The 18,310-nt window shown below is 74.3% G+C and carries 14 protein-coding genes and 2 pseudogenes; 1 reads left to right on the top strand and 15 read right to left on the bottom strand.

All coding sequences use genetic code 11. The annotated features are described in order from the left end of the window. Positions 1 to 189 precede the first annotated feature (189 nt). The 6 genes and pseudogenes from T328_RS01275 to T328_RS01250 form a co-directional block, all read right to left on the bottom strand. A complete protein-coding gene (locus T328_RS01275; RefSeq protein ID WP_496494295.1) occupies positions 190 to 2,481 on the bottom strand; it encodes a bifunctional salicylyl-CoA 5-hydroxylase/oxidoreductase in 2,292 nt (763 codons plus the stop codon). A 5-nt stretch (positions 2,482 to 2,486) separates the two neighbouring features. Further along, positions 2,487 to 3,314 (bottom strand): enoyl-CoA hydratase family protein, encoded by an 828-nt coding sequence (locus tag T328_RS01270; RefSeq protein WP_496493901.1) that lies wholly within the window; start codon positions 3,312 to 3,314, stop codon positions 2,487 to 2,489. Positions 3,315 to 3,431: 117 nt separating this feature from the next. After that, positions 3,432 to 4,430 carry an ornithine carbamoyltransferase gene (gene argF, locus T328_RS01265; RefSeq protein ID WP_496493900.1) on the bottom strand — a complete coding sequence of 333 codons (999 nt, stop codon included), beginning with the start codon at positions 4,428 to 4,430 and terminating at the stop codon, positions 3,432 to 3,434. A gap of 39 nt (positions 4,431 to 4,469) precedes the next feature. After that, entirely contained in the window at positions 4,470 to 5,723 is a 1,254-nt protein-coding gene (locus tag T328_RS01260; protein WP_496493899.1) for an arginine deiminase, read from the bottom strand. A gap of 140 nt (positions 5,724 to 5,863) precedes the next feature. Beyond that, positions 5,864 to 6,339, bottom strand: a pseudogene (locus T328_RS01255) (TetR family transcriptional regulator C-terminal domain-containing protein); the annotation flags it as partial. Between the two features lie 48 nt (positions 6,340 to 6,387). Next, on the bottom strand, positions 6,388 to 6,897 hold the full coding sequence (locus T328_RS01250) for a MarR family winged helix-turn-helix transcriptional regulator (protein WP_496493898.1): 510 nt from the start codon (positions 6,895 to 6,897) through the stop codon (positions 6,388 to 6,390). 130 nt (positions 6,898 to 7,027) lie between these two features. On the opposite strand from T328_RS01250, the gene T328_RS01245 reads away from it, so the two are divergent. Continuing rightward, on the top strand, positions 7,028 to 7,453 hold the full coding sequence (locus T328_RS01245; RefSeq protein WP_496493897.1) for a Rid family hydrolase: 426 nt from the start codon (positions 7,028 to 7,030) through the stop codon (positions 7,451 to 7,453). A 207-nt stretch (positions 7,454 to 7,660) separates the two neighbouring features. Here T328_RS01245 and T328_RS01240 read toward each other — a convergent pair whose 3' ends face one another. The 9 genes and pseudogenes from T328_RS01240 to T328_RS01200 all read right to left on the bottom strand — a co-directional run bounded on the left by T328_RS01240 (position 7,661) and on the right by T328_RS01200 (position 18,241). After that, positions 7,661 to 10,327 carry a polynucleotide kinase-phosphatase gene (locus T328_RS01240; protein WP_496493896.1) on the bottom strand — a complete coding sequence of 889 codons (2,667 nt, stop codon included), beginning with the start codon at positions 10,325 to 10,327 and terminating at the stop codon, positions 7,661 to 7,663. After that, the gene (locus T328_RS01235) at positions 10,324 to 11,844 is read right to left on the bottom strand and encodes a 3' terminal RNA ribose 2'-O-methyltransferase Hen1 (protein ID WP_496493895.1); all 1,521 of its coding nucleotides are present in this window, start codon (positions 11,842 to 11,844) and stop codon (positions 10,324 to 10,326) included. The genes T328_RS01240 and T328_RS01235 overlap by 4 nt, the downstream gene beginning before the upstream one ends. A gap of 214 nt (positions 11,845 to 12,058) precedes the next feature. Beyond that, a complete protein-coding gene (gene mmuM / locus T328_RS01230; protein ID WP_496494294.1) occupies positions 12,059 to 12,985 on the bottom strand; it encodes a homocysteine S-methyltransferase in 927 nt (308 codons plus the stop codon). A gap of 8 nt (positions 12,986 to 12,993) precedes the next feature. Beyond that, on the bottom strand, positions 12,994 to 13,374 hold the full coding sequence (locus T328_RS01225) for a nucleotide pyrophosphohydrolase (protein ID WP_496493894.1): 381 nt from the start codon (positions 13,372 to 13,374) through the stop codon (positions 12,994 to 12,996). Positions 13,375 to 13,397: 23 nt separating this feature from the next. Continuing rightward, on the bottom strand, positions 13,398 to 14,192 hold the full coding sequence (locus tag T328_RS01220; protein WP_496493893.1) for an SDR family oxidoreductase: 795 nt from the start codon (positions 14,190 to 14,192) through the stop codon (positions 13,398 to 13,400). A 109-nt stretch (positions 14,193 to 14,301) separates the two neighbouring features. Continuing rightward, positions 14,302 to 15,231: pseudogene (locus T328_RS01215) on the bottom strand (GNAT family N-acetyltransferase); the annotation flags it as partial. A 92-nt stretch (positions 15,232 to 15,323) separates the two neighbouring features. After that, entirely contained in the window at positions 15,324 to 16,619 is a 1,296-nt protein-coding gene (locus tag T328_RS01210; protein ID WP_496493892.1) for an AAA family ATPase, read from the bottom strand. Positions 16,620 to 16,738: 119 nt separating this feature from the next. Then, positions 16,739 to 17,110 carry a cell division protein SepF gene (locus tag T328_RS01205; RefSeq protein ID WP_496493891.1) on the bottom strand — a complete coding sequence of 124 codons (372 nt, stop codon included), beginning with the start codon at positions 17,108 to 17,110 and terminating at the stop codon, positions 16,739 to 16,741. Between the two features lie 381 nt (positions 17,111 to 17,491). Further along, entirely contained in the window at positions 17,492 to 18,241 is a 750-nt protein-coding gene (locus T328_RS01200; RefSeq protein WP_496493890.1) for a hypothetical protein, read from the bottom strand. Between the last annotated feature and the right edge of the window lie 69 nt (positions 18,242 to 18,310).

Here is an 18,310-nt window from a genome sequence, read left to right as displayed (position 1 = left end):
CCTACCGCCCGACCGTGACCCCGGAGGGGAGCACCCATGTCGATACTGCGTTCACGGGTACCACCTCCTCGTTCTCTTGCACGGCCCGCGGAAGATTAGCAGTGGTCGCCACCGTCCGGCCAACAGGTTTTCGCGGAGGCTCCGTGGCCGGACGGCCGGACGGCCGGGCGCCGGCTCGCCACGACAAGCTCAGCCGCCGTCCAGCGCCAGCCTCGGCTTCGGCCCGTCCGTACGCCCCGTCGGCGGCCTCCGGCTGCCCGCGCGGTACGGCGCCGGCCACGGCGCCCCCGGGCCGGTGTAGCCCTGTTCGGCGGCGGCGTGCAGGGTCCAGTGGGGGTCGTAGAGGTGGGGGCGGGCCAGGGCGCAGAGGTCGGCGCGGCCGGCGAGGATCAGGGAGTTGACGTCGTCCCAGGAGGAGATCGCGCCGACCGCGATCACCGGGATCCCCAGCTCCGCGCGGATGCGGTCGGCGTACGGGGTCTGGTACGAGCGGCCGTACGCCGGCTGTTCGTCGGAGACGACCTGGCCCGTGGAGACGTCGATCGCGTCCGCGCCGTGGGCCGCGAACGCGCGGGCGATGGCGACCGCGTCGGCGGCGGTCGTGCCGCCCTCGGCCCAGTCGGTGGCGGAGATCCGCACGGTCATGGGGCGTTCGGCCGGCCACGCGGCGCGTACCGCGTCGAAGACCTCCAGCGGGTAGCGCAGCCGGGCGTCGAGGTCGCCGCCGTAGGCGTCGGTGCGGCGGTTGGTCAGCGGGGAGAGGAAGCCGGACAGCAGGTAGCCGTGGGCGCAGTGCAGTTCCAGCAGGTCGAACCCGGCGCGGGCGGCGCGGCGCGCGGCGGCGGCGAACTGCTCGCGGATCTCGTCCATCCCGGCGCGGTCCAGCTCGCGCGGGGTCTGGTTCAGGCCCGCGCGGTACGGCAGCGCGGAGGGGGCGACGACGGACCAGTTGCCGTCGGCGAGCGGCTCGTCGATACCCTCCCACATCAGCTTCGTGGAGCCCTTGCGGCCGGAGTGGCCGAGTTGGACGCCGAGGGCGGCGCCGGGCGCGTGGACGCGTACGAAGTCCACGACGCGGCGCCAGCCGGCCTCCTGCTCGTCCGACCACAGGCCTGTGCAGCCGGGGGTGATCCGCCCGCGCGGGCTGACGCAGACCATCTCGGTCATCACCAGCCCGGCGCCGCCGAGGGCGCGGGCGCCGAGGTGGACGAGGTGGAAGTCGCCGGGCAGGCCGTCCTCGGCGACGTACATGTCCATCGGCGAGCAAACGACCCGGTTGCGCAGGGTCAGTCCGCCGAGGGTGTACGGCGTGAACATCGGCGGCGTGCCCTCCGGCACCCCCGCCTCGCGCTCGACGGCGGCGACGAAGCCGGGGTCGCGCAGCCGCAGGTTGTCGTGGGTGATGCGGCGGCTGCGGGTCAGCAGGTCGAACGCGAACTGGCGTGGCGGGCGGCCGAGATGGCGGGCCAGGTCCTCGAACCACTCGCGGCTGGCGTGCGCGGCGCGCTGGGTGGAGGCGACGACGGGCTTGCGTTCCGCCTCGTACGCCGCGAGCGCGGCCGGCACGTCGGGCCGCTCGTCGAGACAGGCGGCGAGCGCCAGGGCGTCCTCGACGGCAAGCTTGGTGCCGGAGCCGACGGAGAAGTGCGCGGTGTGGGCGGCGTCGCCGAGGAGGGCGACGGCGCCGCCGCCCGCGGCGGGTTCGTGCCACCAGCGCTCGTTGACCACCGTCCGGAACGCCGTCCACGGCGAGCGGTTGCCCGTCAGCGGCCGGCCGCCGAGCGCGTCGGCGAAGTACTTGGCGCACCGCTGCGCCGACTCCTCCTCGTCGCAGTCGTCGAGCCCGGCCCGCCGCCACACCTCCTCGCGCATCTCCACGATGACGGTGGAGGAATCAGCCGCATAGGGGTAGCCGTGCAGCTGCATGACGCCGGCCTCGGTCTCGACGATCTCGAAGCGGAACGCGTCGAACGCGAACGGCGCGGACAGCCACACGTACCGGCAGCGGTGCTCGGCGATCCGGGGGCGGAAGAAGCCGGCGTGTGCCTCGCGGGTGGCGCTGTGCACGCCGTCGGCGCCGACGACGAGGTCGTGGGTGCGGGCGAGTTCGGCGGCGGGCGGGGCCTCGGTGCGGAAGCGCAGCGAGACGCCGAGGTCGCGGCAGCGCCGCTGCAGCACCGCCAGCAGCCGGCGGCGGCCGAGGGCGGCGAAGCCGTGGCCGCCGGAGCGCTGCACGGTGCCGCGGTGGACGATGTCGATGTCGTCCCAGCGGACGAACTCCCCCTGCAGCGCCTGGTAGACGACGGGGTCGGCGTGCTCGATGCCGCCGAGGGTCTCGTCGGAGAGCACGACGCCGAAGCCGTACGTGCTGTCCGGGGCGTTGCGCTCGAAGACGGTGACCTCGCGGGCGGGGTCGAGCCGCTTGAGGAGCGCGGCGGCGTACAGCCCGCCGGGCCCGCCGCCGATGACCGCGACCCGCACGGCGCTCAGCGCCCCTGCCACGCGGGGGGCCGCTTGGCGGTGAACGCGGCGTGGAACTCGGCGTAGTCGTCGCTGTTCATCAGCAGCGCCTGGGTGGCGGCGTCCATCTCGACGGCGGCGGCCAGCGGCATGTCCAGCTCGGCGGTGAGCAGTGCCTTGGTCTGCGCGTACGCGAGCGCGGGCCCGGCGGCGAGCCGGCGGGCGAGTGCCTGGGCGGCCTCGTCGGCGCGGCCCTCGTCGGCCAGTTCGCTGATCAGGCCGATGCGTTCGGCCTCGCCGGCGCGTACGACGTCGCCGAGCATCAGCAGCCGGGTGGCGTGGCCGAGGCCGACGACGCGGGGCAGCAGGTAGGCGGCGCCCATGTCGCCGCCGGAGAGGCCGACGCGGGTGAAGAGGAAGGCGAAGCGCGCGGAGTGGTCGGCGACGCGGAAGTCGGCGGCGAGCGCGAGGACCGCGCCGGCGCCGGCGGCGACCCCGTGGACGGCGGCGACCACCGGGAACGGGGCCTCGCGCAGGGCCCGTACGACCTGGCCGGTCATGCGGTTGAAGTCCAGCAGCAGGCCGGTGTCCATGGCGAGGGTGGCGCCGATGATCTCGTCGACGTCGCCGCCGGAGCAGAAGCCCCGGCCCGCGCCGGCGAGCACCAGCGCCCGGGTGCCGCCGGTGCGGGCCAGCTCGGCGATCAGGTCGCGGAGGTCGGCGTACGCCTCGAAGGTCAGCGCGTTGAGCTTCTCGGGGCGGTCGAGGGTGACGGTGACGACCCCGTCGTCGACGGCGACCCGGAGGTGCTCCCACTGCTCGGTGCTGCCGGCGGATCCGGTGAACGGGCTCATCGTGCGCGGCCCCTGTCTGCAGACGGTGGCGGGCGGTGGCGGTAAGCCGAAGTTATCACTCGTACGTGACTGTCGTCACGACCACGCGATACGCGAACAGGAGGGAGCAGCGAGGGCTCAGCCCAGGGTGGCGACCATGAGCGCCTTGATGGTGTGCATCCGGTTCTCCGCCTCGTCGAAGACGACGGAGTGGTCCGACTCGAAGACCTCGTCGGTGACCTCCAGCGACGTCAGCCCGTACCGCTCGTGGATCTCCCGGCCGACCGCCGTGCCGAGGTCGTGGAAGGCGGGCAGGCAGTGCAGGAACTTCACGTCCGGGTTGCCGGTGGCGCGCAGCACGTCCGCCGTCACGGCGTACGGGCGCAGCGCCGCGATCCGCTCGCCCCACACCTCCTTGGGCTCCCCCATCGAGACCCACACGTCGGTGGCGACGAAGTCGGCGCCGGCCACGCCCTCGGCGACGTCCGCGGTGAGCGTGATCCGCGCGCCGCTGGCGGCGGCGAGGCGGCGGGCCTCGGCGACGACGGCCGCGGCGGGCCGGTACGCCTCGGGGGCCACGATGCGCACGTCCATGCCGAGCAGGGCGGCGGTGACGAGGTAGGAGTTGCCCATGTTGAGGCGGGCGTCGCCGAGGTAGGCGTACGCGATCTCCGTCAGCGGCTTCGGGCTGTGCTCGGTCATCGTGAGCACGTCGGCGAGCATCTGGGTGGGGTGCCAGTCGTCGGTCAGGCCGTTGTAGACGGGCACGCCGGCGTGTGCGGCCAGCTCCTCCACGGCCGCCTGGGCGGCGCCGCGGTACTGGATGGCGTCGTACATCCGCCCCAGCACCCGCGCGGTGTCCTTCACCGACTCCTTGTGGCCGAGCTGCGAGCCGGCCGGGTCGAGGTACGTGGTCGACGCCCCCTGGTCCGCCGCCGCGACCTCGAACGCGGCGCGGGTGCGGGTGGAGGTCTTCTCGAAGACCAGCGCGACGTTCTTCCCGGCCAGCCGGCGCCGCTCGGCGCCGGCCCGCTTCGCCGCCTTCAGCTCGGCGGCCAGGGCGAGGAGGTGGCGCAGCTCCTCGGCGGTGTGGTCCAGCTCCTTGACGAAGGTGCGGCCGGTGAGGTCTGTCGCCATGGTCCCGCGCTCCCAAATTCTATGCGTTAAAACGCATTATTATACAAGCCTCTCGACCGGGCCGCGCTCGACGGGGCAGCTCATGCACCGCGGCCCGCCCCGGCCGCGGCCCAGCTCGCTGCCGCGGATCTCGATCACCTCGATGCCCTGCTTGCGCAGGAAGGTGTTGGTCGTCGAGTTCCGCTCGTACGCCACCACCACGCCCGGCTCCACCGCCAGCACGTTGCAGCCGTCGTCCCACTGCTCGCGCTCCGCGGCGTGCACGTCCTGCGTGGCCGTCAGCACCCGGATGCCGTCCAGGCCCAGGGCGGCGGCGATGGCGTTGTGCATGTGCTCCGGCGGGTGGTCGGTGACCTTCAGCTCGTCGCTGCCGGAGCCGGGCTCGATCGTGTACGAGCGCAGCATGCCCAGGCCCGCGTACTGCGTGAAGGTGTCGCCGTCGATCATCGTCATCACGGTGTCGAGGTGCATGAACGCCCGCGCCTTCGGCATGTCCAGCGCGACGATCGTGCGCGCGGAGCCGGCCGCGAACAGCCCGCGGGCCAGCAGCTCCACGGCCTGCGGCGTGGTGCGCTCGCTCATCCCGATGAGCACGGCGCCGTTGCCGATGACCAGCACGTCGCCGCCCTCGATGGTGGAGGGGTAGTCCTCCTGACCGCCGGACCAGACGTGGAACGCGCCGGACTGCGGGCCGGCGAACAGCGGGTGGTGCTTGTAGATCGCCTCGAAGTGGACCGTCTCGCGCTGCCGGGCGGGCCAGCGCATCGCGTTGATCGAGACCCCGTCGTAGACCCAGCAGGAGGTGTCGCGGGTGAACAGGTGGTTCGGCAGCGGGCGGAGGAGGAAGTCGTCCGGGTCCATGACGTGGAAGCGCACCGACGCCGGCTCGGCGAAGCCGGCCAGGTACTCCCGCTTGGTCATCCCGCCGACCAGCGCCTCGACGAGCGCGGCGGAGTCCAGGGACTCGAACGTGGAGCGGAGCTTCTCGGTGGCGAGGGGGCCGTACTCCTTCTCGTCGAAGACCCGGTCGAGAACCAGCGCCCGCGCCTCGGGGATGTCGAGGCTCTGGGTGAGCAGGTCGCCGAAGAGGTGCACCTGCACGCCCCGGTCGCGCAGCACGTCGGCGAAGCCGTCGTGCTCCTCGCGGGCGCGGCGGACCCAGAGCACGTCGTCGAAGAGCAGGGCGTCCTTGTTGCGGGGGGTGAGCCGCTTCAGCTCCATGTCCGGCCGGTGCAGTATCACGCGGCGCAGGCGGCCGGCTTCGGAGTCGACGCGGAATGAGGGCGCTGGCATGGGATCAGACTGCCACGCGGGGCGGCCCGGGGGCGGCGCAGGGGCGGCGATTCGGAGACCACGCCGGGGGCGGGGAGCGCACGGCGAGGGAGCGGCGCAAGGTGTGGCACCGCGCGCTCATGCCGCCCGCCGCGGCGAATTCAGCGCTTCGAGCCGGCCCGGTGTTTCCTCGGGCCCGTGGCCGGTGGCCGGCTTCGCAGGGCCATGTCGGCCACCTGCTGGAGGTCGCTGCGAGTGGCGCCGCTGGCGGCTTGGACGGCGATGCCGTTTGCCACGGTCATGAGGTAACGGGCGAGGAGGTCGGGATAGGTGCCCGGGGGCAGGTCGCCTTCCCCGACGGCTTGCTCTAGCCGGTCGCGGAGGAGGGAGGTGTACTCACTGCGCCAGACGATGAGGTAGTCGCGGGCGTTGCGTCCCTGGTCGCCGGCGGCGAGGGACCCTTGGACACCCAGGCACCCGGTGGGGCAGCCCGGGCGGGTGGTGGCCCGGACGGAGAGCCGTGGAGGAGCGCGGTGGCCACCCGGCGGACGGTCGGCTCCTGTAGGGCACGCGCTCCGTACGAGGCGGGGCCCTCGGTGTAGCGCTCCAGGGGCTTGCGGAACAGGTCCTCCTTGGATCTGACCGGACCGCCGGGTGGCACACAGGGAAGCAGCGGGGACGGCTGTCAGCCGAGACCCTCGGGGACGATGCGGAGTTTGTGGGCGATGCGGGCGAGGGCCTTCTGGTCGGTGGTGTTGAGCGAGTCGAGGACGGTGTGGCGTACGGCGCGCAGGTGTGTGGGCGCCGCCCGGTGCACGATGCCGAAGCCGGCGTCGGTGAGTTCGGCGAGGGTGTAACGGCCGTCGGCGGGGTCGGGTGTCCGTACGACCCAGCCGCGCTGTTCACAGCGTTTGACGACGTTGGACAGGCGGGAGAGTGACCCGCTGGCGAGGAAGGCCAGCTCTCCCATCCGCAGCGTGCGCCGCGGGGCCTCGGAGAGCTGGCTGAGCACGAGGTACTCGAACAGGGTGAGGCCGTGTTCCTGCCGCAGCGGCGGCTCCAGCTTGCCGGGCAGCAGCAGGACGAGGGAGATCAGCCCCGTCCAGGCCGCCTTCTCCTGCTCGTCGAGCCATCGCAGCTCCTCCTCGTCCTCGCGTTCGTCCGTGCCGCTCATCGGCCCGTCCGTGCTGCTCATGGATCTTCCCGCCCTTCAGACGACGTCCGTCATAACTTTACGCTTGAAGTCATCGCTTGCTACTATCACTTTATGCGTGAACTCACCGAAGAGGAAACGCGCCCCCTATGGACAAGGAAGAGCGAACATCATGAGCACCGTCACCTTCGGCATCACCCCGGGCTACGGCGAGAAGCTGCACGCGGCCTACGGCTACAGCGGGGCCGTCCGCGTCGGCGACCGGGTCGAGACCTCCGGCCAGGCCGGGGTGGATGACGACCTGGTCATCCCCGACTCGCTGGAAGACGAGATCATCCAGGCTTTCGACAACGTGGAGCGCACGCTCGCCACGGTCGGCGCGACCTGGAAGGACGTCATCCACGTCAACTCCTACCACAAGGTCGCGCTCGGGGACGACGCCATCGGCGACGACCACAACGCGGTCATGGCCGAGCAGTTCCGCCGCCGCCTCGACGGCCGCGCGCCGATCTGGACCGAGTCCGGCGTCACGGTCCTCGGCCTCGCCACCATGCGCGTGGAGATCCGCGTCACCGCCATCGTCGGCTCCGGGAAGTGAACCATCGCCTCCCGTGACCGAACCGTACTCACCACGGACTGAACAGCGCCTCTACGCGGCAGGCGGTCATCCCGGATACCGGGACGGCGGCCTGCCGCGCGCCCGTGCTGATCACTCGGCCGGGCGCGCACGGGCCGAGTCGCACGGACGGGTTGTGGCGGGCCCGCGGTGGTGGGCGCGGGCCCGCCCGTACTCGGCGCCGCGGGCTCACAGCCGCGGGTCCACCGGCTCCGACTCCAGCGCCAGCACCGCGAACACCGCCTCGTGCACCCGCCACAGCGGCTCCCCCGCCGCCAGCCGGTCCAGCGCCTCAAGACCCAGCGCGTACTCGCGCAGCGCGAGGGAGCGCTTGTGCCCCAGGAAGCGGTTGCGCAGCCGGCCCAGGTTCTCCGGGCGGGTGTACTCCGGGCCGTAGATGATGCGCAAGTACTCCCGGCCGCGGCACTTCACGCCCGGCTGTACGAGCCGGCCGTCCCCGTTCCGTACGAGCGCCTGCAACGGCTTGACGACCATGCCCTCGCCGCCCGCCGCCGTCATCTCCCGCCACCAGCGCACGCCCGCGGCCACCGACTCGTCGTCGCCGGTGTCGACGTACAGCCGCCCGGTGCGCTGCAGCAGCCCGCTCGCGTCGTTCTCCACCAGCCGGTCGAGGCGGGCGAGCTGGGTGTCGTGCGGCTCGGTGGCCAGGTTCCGGCCCTCGGCGGCGAGCAGCTGGAACGGGGCCAGGCGCACGCCGTCGAGGCCGTCGACCGGCCAGCAGTAGCGACGGTACGCGGCCGAGAACGCCTCGGCGTCGCCGGCCCGCTCGCGCTGGCGGGCGAGCAGCGCGGCGAGGGCGGCGGTCGGGTCGGTGTCGGCGGCGGCGGCGTCCGGGTGCACCCCGGGGGCCGACGCGGCGCGGGCGAGGCGCGTCTGCGTCGCCGCCAGCGCCGCCAGCGCGTCCGGGAACACCGCGCGCGACGCCGCGCCCACCGCGGCGTACTGCTGCCGCAGCAGCCCGCCCGCCTTCAGCGACCAGGGCAGCAGCTCGGCGTCGAGCAGCAGCCAGTCCGTACCCAGCTCCTCCCACAGCCCCGCGGCCGTCGCCGCGTCGCGGACGCGGGCGAGGACCTGCTCCGTGCGCTCCCCGTCGGCGAAGAACGGGCGGCCCGTGCGGGTGTGCAGCGCGCCGGTCACGCCGGCGCCCGCGGGCAGGCCGAAGCGCTTCTCCGCCACGCCCGCGTCCCGGCACACCAGCGCCACGGCGCGCGAGCCCATGTGCTTCTCCTCGCACACCACCCGCGCCACGCCGTCCGCCCGGTACGCCGCGAACGCCTCCGCCGGGTGCTCCAGGTGCCCGTCCTCCGCCGAGGTGGCGGTGGGCGCCATCGTCGGCGGCAGGTAGAGCAGCAGCCGCGGGTCGACCGCGAAGCGGCTCATGACCTCCAGCGCCGCCGCCCCGTTCTCCTCCCGTACGGCTACGCGGCCGTGCTGGCCGGTCTCCACGACGCGGCGGCCGTGCACGTCGGCGAGGTCGAGCGGGCGGTCGGCGGTGCCGTTCCGTGCGGCGCCGGCGCCGGTCCCGTTACCGGCCGCCAGCGGCTTGACCGGCTCGTACCAGACGCGCTCGGCCGGCACGTCGACCAGCTCGCGCTCCGGCCAGCGCAGCGCGGTGAGCCTGCCGCCGAAGACGCAGCCGGTGTCGAGGCAGATGGTGTTGTTGATCCAGGACGCCTCCGGCGTCGGGGTGTGGCCGTAGACGACGGCGGCGCGGCCACGGTATTCCTCGGCCCACGGGTAGCGCACCGGCAGGCCGTACTCGTCGGTCTCGCCGGTGGTGTCGCCGTAGAGCGCGAAGGAGCGCACCCGGCCGGAGGTGCGGCCGTGGTACTTCTCCGGCAGCCCGGCGTGGCTGACGACGAGCCGGCCGCCGTCGAGGACGTAGTGGCTGACGAGCCCGTCGACGAACGTCCGCACCCGCTCGCGGAACCCGGGCTCCGCCGCCTCCGCGCGCTCCAGCTGCTCGACGGTCTCGGCGAGGCCGTGCGTCACCTTGACGTTGCGGCCGTGCAGGAGGCGGCCGAGCTTGTTCTCGTGGTTGCCGGGCACGCACAGCGCGCTGCCCGCGGCGACCATGCCCATGACGCGGCGCAGCACGCCGGGGCTGTCCGGACCGCGGTCGACGAGGTCGCCGACGAACACGGCGGTACGGCCCTCGGGGTGCACCCCGTCCTCGTACCCGAGGTCCGCGAGCAGGGTCTCCAGCTCGCCGGCGCAGCCGTGCACGTCGCCGATGAGGTCGAACGGGCCGGTGAGGTGGGCCAGGTCGTTGTAGCGGCGCTCCAGGACGACCTCGGCGGCGTCGACCTCGGCGGTGCCGCGCAGGTGGTGCACGGCGCGGAAACCCTCGCGCTGCAGCCCGCGCAGGCCGCGGCGCAGCTCGCGGCGCTGCCGCGGGATGACGTGGGCGCCCATGCCGGCGCGGTCGGGGCGGGCGGCGTTGCGCTCGCGGCAGACGCTCTCGGGGACGTCGAGGACGATGGCGACGGGCAGCACGTCGTGCTCGCGGGCGAGCCGGACGAGCTGGCGGCGCGCCTCGGGCTGGACGCTGGTGGCGTCGACGACGGTGAGGCGGCCGGCGGCGAGGCGCTTGCCGGCGACGTAGTGCAGGACGTCGAAGGCGTCGCCGGAGGCGGACTGGTCGTTCTCGTCGTCGGCGACGAGGCCGCGGCAGAAGTCGGAGGAGAGGACCTCGGTGGGCTTGAAGTGCCGGCGGGCGAAGGTGGACTTGCCGGAGCCGGTGGTGCCGATGAGGACGACGAGGGAGAGGTCGGGGACGCCGAGGCGGCGCGGGGTGGTGTTCGTGGTGCTCACCGCCGGGGTGGTGTCGCTCATGACGCCTCCTTCGGGGTCTCGGTGTGGTCGCTGGTGTCGGTGGAGTTGCGGGGGTCGGTGGGGTTGCGGACGTCGGTGCGGGTGAAGACGGCGAGCTGCGTCGGCGGGCCCACCTCCGGGTCGTCCGGGCCCACGCCCTCGTACGCCACCGCATAGCCGAACCGCGCCGCCACCGGCCCGGCCCAGGCGCGGAACTCCGCCCGGGTCCACTCGAAGCGGTGGTCCGCGTGCCGGACGTGGCCGGCGGGCAGGGACTCCCAGCGCACGTTGTACTCGGAGTTGGGGGTCGTCACGATCACCGTCGCGGGCCGGGCGGAGCCGAAGACGGCGTACTCCAGCGCGGGCAGCCGCGGCGGGTCGACGTGCTCCACGACCTCGCTCAGCACTGCGGCGTCGTAGCCCGCGAGCCGGCGGTCGGTGTACGTCAGCGCGCTCTGCAGCAGCGACACGCGCGCGGCCTGCCGCTCGCCCATGCGCTCCAGCCGCAGCCGGCGGCCGGCGGCGGCGAGGGCGCGTACGGAGACGTCGACGCCGACGATCTCGGTGAAGCGCGGGTCGTTCAGCAGCTCCTTGACCAACTGGCCCTGGCCGCAGCCGAGGTCGAGCACCCGGGCCGCGCCCGCGGCGCGCAGCGCCTCGGCGATGGCGGCGCGGCGCTGCACCGCGAGCGGTACCGGCTTCTCCTCGGTGTCGGTGGTCTCGTCGACGGCGTTGTCCAGCTCCTCGGGCTCCGCGTCGTCGGACTCGGCGAGGCGGGCCAGCTCCAGCCGCTCCAGCGCCTCGCGGGCCAGCGACCAGCGGCGGGAGAGGTAGCGGCCGGTGATGAGCCGCTGCTCGGGGTGGTCCTCCAGCCAGCCCTCGCCGGCGCGCAGCAGCTTGTCGACCTCGTCGGGGGCGACGCCGTAGTGCTTGGCGTCGTCGAGCACCGGCAGCAGCACGTACAGGTGGCGCAGCGCGTCGGCGAGCCGCACCTCGCCGTCGAGGGCGAGGGAGACGTACCGCGAGTCGCCCCACTCGGGGAACGCGGGGTCGAGCGGCACGACGTCGGCGGTGACCTGCCAGCCCATGGGGGCGAAGAGGCGGCCGACCAGCTCGGCGCCGCCGCGGGCGGCGACGGCGGGGACCTCGATGCGCAGCGGGAGCGGCCGGGCGGCGCGCTCGGGGTGGCTACGGCTGGTCCCGGTCATGGCGGTCCGGAAGACGCGGCTCAGCGCGACGGCGAGGAGGGAGGAGGCGGCGTACGGGCGGTCGTTGACGTACTGCGCGAGGGCGGAGTCGGGGCTCTTGCCCTTGCCGTTCTTGCCGCCGCCCCTGGCGGCGCGCACGAGGCCGACGGGGTCGACTTCGAGGAGCAGCGCGGCGGTGCAGCGGGCGGTGGTCGCCTCGGGGTAGAAGACGTGGGCGGTGCCGCGCGCGGTGGCGAACTCCTGCGCCTTGTCGGGGTGTTTGTGCAGGAGGAAGCCGAGGTCGGTGGCGGGCGCGGCGTCGGTGCCGGTCGCGGTGATGGTCAGGAACACGTGAGCGAGTATTTCGTGCGGGGCGGGGCGCGGGCCAGCGGGTTTCGGGCGGAGAGCGGTGCTCTCGGAGTAGAGCGGCGGTCGCGCGCGAGAGCAGCGCTCTCGGAGCCACCGGGCGCGCGCCCGGGTCAGAGCGGCGCTCACCGCACGGAGCAGTGCTCTCGCCGGTGCGCCGGCCGCCGCACAGAGCGGTGCTCAACGGCCCGAGCGGCCGTCACCCTCCGGTGCCCTCCCCGTGCAGCTCCGCCGCCAACGCGGCGATGCCGTCCGGGCCCACGCGGCAGCAGCCGCCCAGGACGGCGGCGCCCGCGCGGCGCCAGGACGTCGCCGCCGCCGGGTCGAACGAGCCCGGGCCGCGCCAGCTGTGGGTGGCCGGGTGCCAGCCCTCGCCGCTGTTCGGGTACGCCACCACCGGCTTGCCGGTGACGCGCGCCGCCGTCTCCATCGCGTACGGGACGTCCGCCGGCGCACAGCAGTTGACCCCGACCGCCACCACCCGCTCGTCGTCCGCGGCGAGCGCGAAGGCGTCCGCCAGCGGCTCTCCCGCCCGTGTCGTCCGGCCCTCGATCGTGTACGTCAGCCACACCGGCACCCCCAGCCCGCCCGCCGCTCTCAGCAGCGCCGTCGCCTCCACCGCCCCCGGGACCGTCTCCAGCGCCAGCACGTCCGGCTCCGCCGCCGCCAGCACCTCCAGCCGGGGGCGGTGGAACCGCTCCAGCTCCGCGACGCCCACCCCGTCCCCGTACCGGCCGTGGTACTCCGAGCCGTCCGCCAGCATCGCCCCGTACGGCCCCGCCGACGCCGCCACCCACACCGGCCGCGGCGCCGCGTCCGCCGCCCGCCGGGCCAGCGCCACGCTGCTCGTCAGCAGCCGCGCCGCCTCGCCCCGGCCGGCGCCCCGGCGCGCGAAGCCCTCGAACGTCGCCTGGTAGCTCGCCGTCAGCAGCACCTCGGCCCCGGCCCGTACGTACGCGGCGTGTGCGGCGGCGATCTGCTCCGGGGCGTCCGCGAGCAGCCGCGCCGACCACAGCGCGTCGCGCAGGTCGCAGCCCTGCGCTTCGAGCTGGTTCGACAGGCCGCCGTCGAGGACCAGGGGCGGCCCGGCCGACGCCGCCCGCGCCACCGCCGCCGCGAAGGACAGGCCGGGTCTCACCGCCCCTCCCCCGGCCCGGCGGCCCCTGGCCGCGCCGTATCCGGAGCGCCCTCCCGCTGCGGCACCGGAAAGCGCTCCTCGTTGCGCTCGATCTTCGCCGCCAGCGCCGCCAGCGGGTCCACCCCCACGGCGGAGCAGAACTGCAGCAGGTACGCCAGCACGTCCGCGACCTCGTCCGTCACCCGGTGCGCCGCCTCCGGGTCCGCCATGATCCGCTCGGACTCCTCCGGCGTCAGCCACTGGAAGATCTCCACCAGCTCCGCGGCCTCCACGCTCAACGCCGCGGCCAGGTTCTTCGGGGTGTGGTACTGCTCCCAGTCGCGCGCCGCGGCGAACGCCACGAGCCGCTTCTGGAGTCCCTGCACGTCGTCCGTCATGCGCCCCTGTCTACCACCCGCATCTACGACACCCAGCGCCGGAAACCCGACTCCGCGTCGACCGTGTTGCCCGTGATCGTCGCCGCGTCGTCGCCCAGGAGCAGCCGTACCACCGCCGCCGCCTCGTCCGGTGTGTTCCACTGCCCGCGCGGCAGCGCCCGCCCCACCTGCGCGGCCAGCTCCGCGCCCGCCCAACCCGTGTCCGTGGGGCCGGGGTTGACGCAGTTCACGGTGATGCCGCGGTCGACGAGGGTGTCCGAGAGCGTGAGCGTCAACTGCTGCAGCGACCCCTTCGTGGCGGCGTACGGGATCTCCGGGCTCATCGGCGCCAGGTGCTGGCCGGAGGTGAACAGCACGACCCGGCCGCCGCCCCGCTCCCGCCCCGCCGCCGCGTCATACTGCGCCGCGTACGCCTGCACCAGCAGCAGCGTGGCCCGTACGTTGACCGCCCAGCACAGGTCCAGCTCGGCGGCCGTCAGCCCCTCCAGGTCGTACGTGGAGCTGCGGGCGTGGTTGACGACCAGGGTGTCCACCATCCCGTACCGCTCCCCCGCCGCGGCCAGCAGCGCGGCGGGCGCGTCCGGTTCGGCGAGGTCGGCGTGCGCGTAGGCGAGCCGGTCGCCTTCACCGCCGAGCGCGGCGGTGACGCCCGCGGTGCCGTCGCGGTCGGCGCCCCAGGGCATCTCGGCGTCGTGCGGCGTCCAGCCATGCGCGAACACGCGCGCGCCGTCGGCCAGCAGCCGGCGGGCGATGGCGAACCCGATTCCCCGCGTCCGGCTCACTCCGGTGACCAGTGCGGTCCGGCCGTCGATGGGCATGTGCACTCCGTTTCGCGTGTGTGCGCGTGTGCGCGTGTGCGCGTGTGCGCGCGTGCGTGCATTCGTTCGTTCGGTCGTAGGTCCTTCGGTCCGGCGGCTCCGTCAGCCGAGCGGCGGGCAGGGTGATCTCCCAGGTGTTCACCGCGAAGTGCACGCCCATGCCGTGGCGCTCGTAGAGCGCCGGCGCGCCGGACTCGTTCCGCGTGTCGACCCCGAGGCCGACGACGTCCCGCCCCCGCCCCGCGAAGGCCGCGAAGGCGTGCCGCAGCAGCAGTCCGCCCAGCCCGCGCCCGCGGGCGCCGGGGAGGACGCCGACGGTGGAGATCCAGCCCATCGCCTCGCGGTCGTTGCGCGCCACGAGAGCGCCCACGTCGCCGAGGCCGTCGACGTGGGCGATCCAGACGAGCGACCAGTCGAGGGCGGCGTTGGCGGGGTCGGCCAGCCAGGTTTCGTAGCTCTTGGGTTGGAAGTCGAAGTGCTCGGACATGGCGAGCTGCAGCAGCTCGTGCGCGCGGCGCCGGTCGGGCTCGGCGGTGCAGTCGCGCAGGCGCACCCCGGGCAGGACCACCACGGGGTCGGCGGCGGGCGTGAGGGTGCGGGTCAGGACGTGGTAGCGGCGCACGACGCGCCAGCCGCGGGCTTTCAGGAGCGCGGTGTCCATCGTGGGCGCGGCGTTGAGGTGCAGGTGGACGACGGCCCGGCGGACGCCGTTGGCGGCGGCCTTCGCCGCCGCGCGCGCCTCCATCCGCTCCAGCAGCCGCAGTCCGGCGTCCTGGTGGCCGGGCAGCACGTAGTGGTCGGTGTCGATGCGCTCGGCGTACGACTCGTCCCAGAGCAGCCCGTACGCGACGAGCCTGCCGTCGTCGGCCTGGGCAAGCCAGGAGTTGTGCGGGAGGTCGGCCTCGGGGTGCTTGAGGTCCGCCTCGACGGTGTGCAGGTCGGTCTCCGGGCGGCCGATCTCTAAGACGTCGACCTCGTTGAGAAGCGCACAGATGGCGGGGGCGTCGTCGAGCCGCGCCGCGCGCACGGTGAGAGGCATCCGCCCACTGTCCGGGCCCGCGCGCACAGTCCGCAACGCAATTTCGTACGAGCCGGCCGAGGACGGGTTCCGGCATCCTCGCCGGCCGCCGCTCACCCGTCGTCGGCCGTACGCCCCCGCCGCCCCGGCCCCTCCCCCGCCCGCTGCGGCAGCGTCACCGCCGTGGCGCCCGCCACCCCCGCCGCCAGCGCCGGGTCGCTGACCGAACCCACCACCCGGATGTGCCCGCGGTCGCACATCCGCCCGCACAGCGCCACCAGTTCACGCGCCTGCCGCGCGTCCAGGCTCCGGTCGATCCCGTCCGCCAGCACCGTCAGCGCCTGCCGCGCCGCCGGCACCTCCGCCGCCGGGTCCACCGCCAGCACCCCCGGCCCGGTGAGCAGCACCAGCGCCAGGGCGAGGTAGCGCAACTCGCCGTCGCCCAGCGTCTCAAGGAGGGTGCCGCGCTGCCCCGGCCGGCGCAGCAGCACGGCCCGCACCAGCTCCTTCCCGTGCGGCTCCGTCGTCACGTCGTACAGCGGGCCCGGGCAGCCGGCGCGTACGGCGTCCACGAGAGCCGCGTGCCGGGTGCCGCACTCGTCGCGTACGCGGCGCAGCACCGAGGGCAGGTTGCGGCAGTCGGGGGCGAGTTGGCCGCCGTCGCACGGGACGGCCGCGGTGGCACGCATCAGCGCGGGATGGGGGTCGCAGAGGTAGACGGAGCGGAGGGCGACGACGACCTGTTCGGCGGCGGCGAGCACCAGCTCTTCGCCTTCCGTACGGCCCCCGACCCGCAGCGGTAAGAGGGCGGTGCCGAGGCGGTCGTCGGGCAGCGGGGCGCGGGTGACGGGGGCGGGGCCGGCGGTGTACCACGACGCGTCCACCCGGTCCCGCCCGGGGTCGCGCAGCGCGGTGGTCAGCAGGGTGCGTCCGGCGCCGGTGAGGCGTTCGCCGACGATGCGCAGTTCGGGTTCGGCCTGTACGGCGACGTCGAGGTGTACGTCGCCGAAGGGGCCGCGCACCGTACAGCCGAGCCGGACGCCGCGCCGGCCGGCGGCGTCGGGCCTGGCCTTGTGCGGTACGCAGGCGGCGGCGCCGCCGGGCACGGGCGCGAACGCCTCCTTGAGGGTGGCCCCGGCACCGAGCCTGGCCAGGACCCCGTACGCCTCCAGCGCCGCGGTCTTGCCACTGCCGCTGCCGCCGGTGAGCAGGGTGAGGGCGCCGAGGCGGAGGCGGGTGCCGCGGTGCGACTTGAAGGCGGACAGCCGCAGTTCGCCGAGCGCCACGCGTTCGGCCCGGGGGTGGCGCCCGGGGTGGGCCGCGCTCAGAGCGTCGAACAGGTCCTCGCGCGGGCCCTCGCGCGGGACGTCACGCGCGGCGTGAAGCGGGTGCCCGGTGGGGGAGATCATACGACAGGACGTTATTGAGGCCGCCGTCAGCGGAACCGTTCCGGCAGCGGGACCTTCCCCCGTTCGGGCGAGCCCTCGCGGATCCGCGGGGGCTTGCCCGAACGGGCACGGTAAGGCAGTCAGCGACCGGCCAGCGGCTCGACCTCGGTGCCGACCGGGGCCAGCAGGAAGACGTTGCGGTCGACGCGGTGCATGCTGCTCTGGATCCCGAAGGTGACCCCGCTGGCGAAGTCGAGGACGCGCTTGGCGACGTCGATCTCGGCGCCGGTGAGGTCCAGCAGCACCGGAACCTGCGCTATCAGGTACTCGGCGACGCGCCGCGCGTCGGCGAAGACCTGGCAGCGGATGACGACGAACTGCCGCTGGTCGGCGTCGACTTCGGGGTCGTCGAGCGCCTCGTGCCCGGTCCAGGAGGGCCATTCGTTGCCGCGCAGCGGCACGACTTCGGCGAGCCCCTGCCACTGCTCGTCGGTGACGTCATGTCCGGTCAACGGTCCTCCTCCCAGTTCTCCGTGCTCCCAGTGTGGACATCGCGCGATTCTATCGATGGGCCGAACGGGTGACCGCGCAGGGACACGCGGGGAAACCGGCGTTCTCCTCCAAGCGACTCCTCGGGGCCGGGCAAGGAATTCCGAGGATTGACTTGGGTGTTGGCGGAGGCGGACGATCGGGGCGGGATCCCAGGCGGCAACCCGGCCGGGCCGCCCGCACGCCGTGCCGGCCGACGGCACGCGGTGACCGGCCGGGTGCCGACCGCCGTCCTCCGACCGCCGCTCGCCGGCCGCCGACTGCCGGACGGGGCACGTTAGTCGCGGCGGTACTGGGCCGGGGGGCTTCGTCGCCTCGTCCTCGTCACCGCGCCCGGCTCCGTGTCACCAGGGCGGCGGTTCGTCCGGCTCCCGGTCGGCTCCCGGGCCGTCGCCGCGTCGTCCACGGGCAGCGGCCCTGCCCGCCAGCGCGATCGCGACCGGGGCGAGGAACACCGCGGCGAAGACACCGGCGAAGACCTCGCCGGGGATGTCCGGGAGCGCGTCGGCGTTGCCGGTGGCCAGGAAGACGACCGCGACGACGAGTACGCAGAAGACCAGCACGCGGACCGCGGTAAGGCCGCAGCCCATGGACTCGACCAGCGAGTTCTGGGTGTGCTCGGAGGCGTCGGCCTTGGCCCGCGCGGTTTCGGTGACCTCCGGCCGCGGCGTCCAGTCCGCGCCGCGGTGGCGCTCCCAGACCTCGCGAATCACCTCCACCTCGCGGTGCGCGCGCAGGCTGCGGGTGTCGATGACGTTGGGCAGGCTCACCCGGCGGCCGTCGCGGTGGTAGACGACGACGCCCATGACGGGGCGCTTGCGCTCCGCCGACGCGGGCGCGTTGTGCTCCAGTTCGACGGCGACGAGGTCGCACCAGGCCAGCCGCCGGGTGCGCAACCAGCGGAGGGTGAGGCCGGCGTCGTCGACGACGGTCACGCTGCGGACTACGCAGTAGGTGAGCAGGAACAGGGCCAGCCCGACGGCGCAGAACGGGATCGCGACGGCAGCGGGCGCGCCGGCGCCCGCGACGAGCAGCACGCCCAAGAACACGAACAGGCCGCCGAAGAGGGCGCACAGCAGCGCGAGGGTGATCATGGACCCGAGGTGTCCCCGGTACGTACGGACCTGCCCCCCGCTCCCTGCCGCGCCAGCCATCGCGCACCC

It is taken from the genome of Streptomyces sp. CNX435 (genome assembly GCF_059570575.1).
This window is presented reverse-complemented; position numbering and strand designations above follow the sequence as displayed.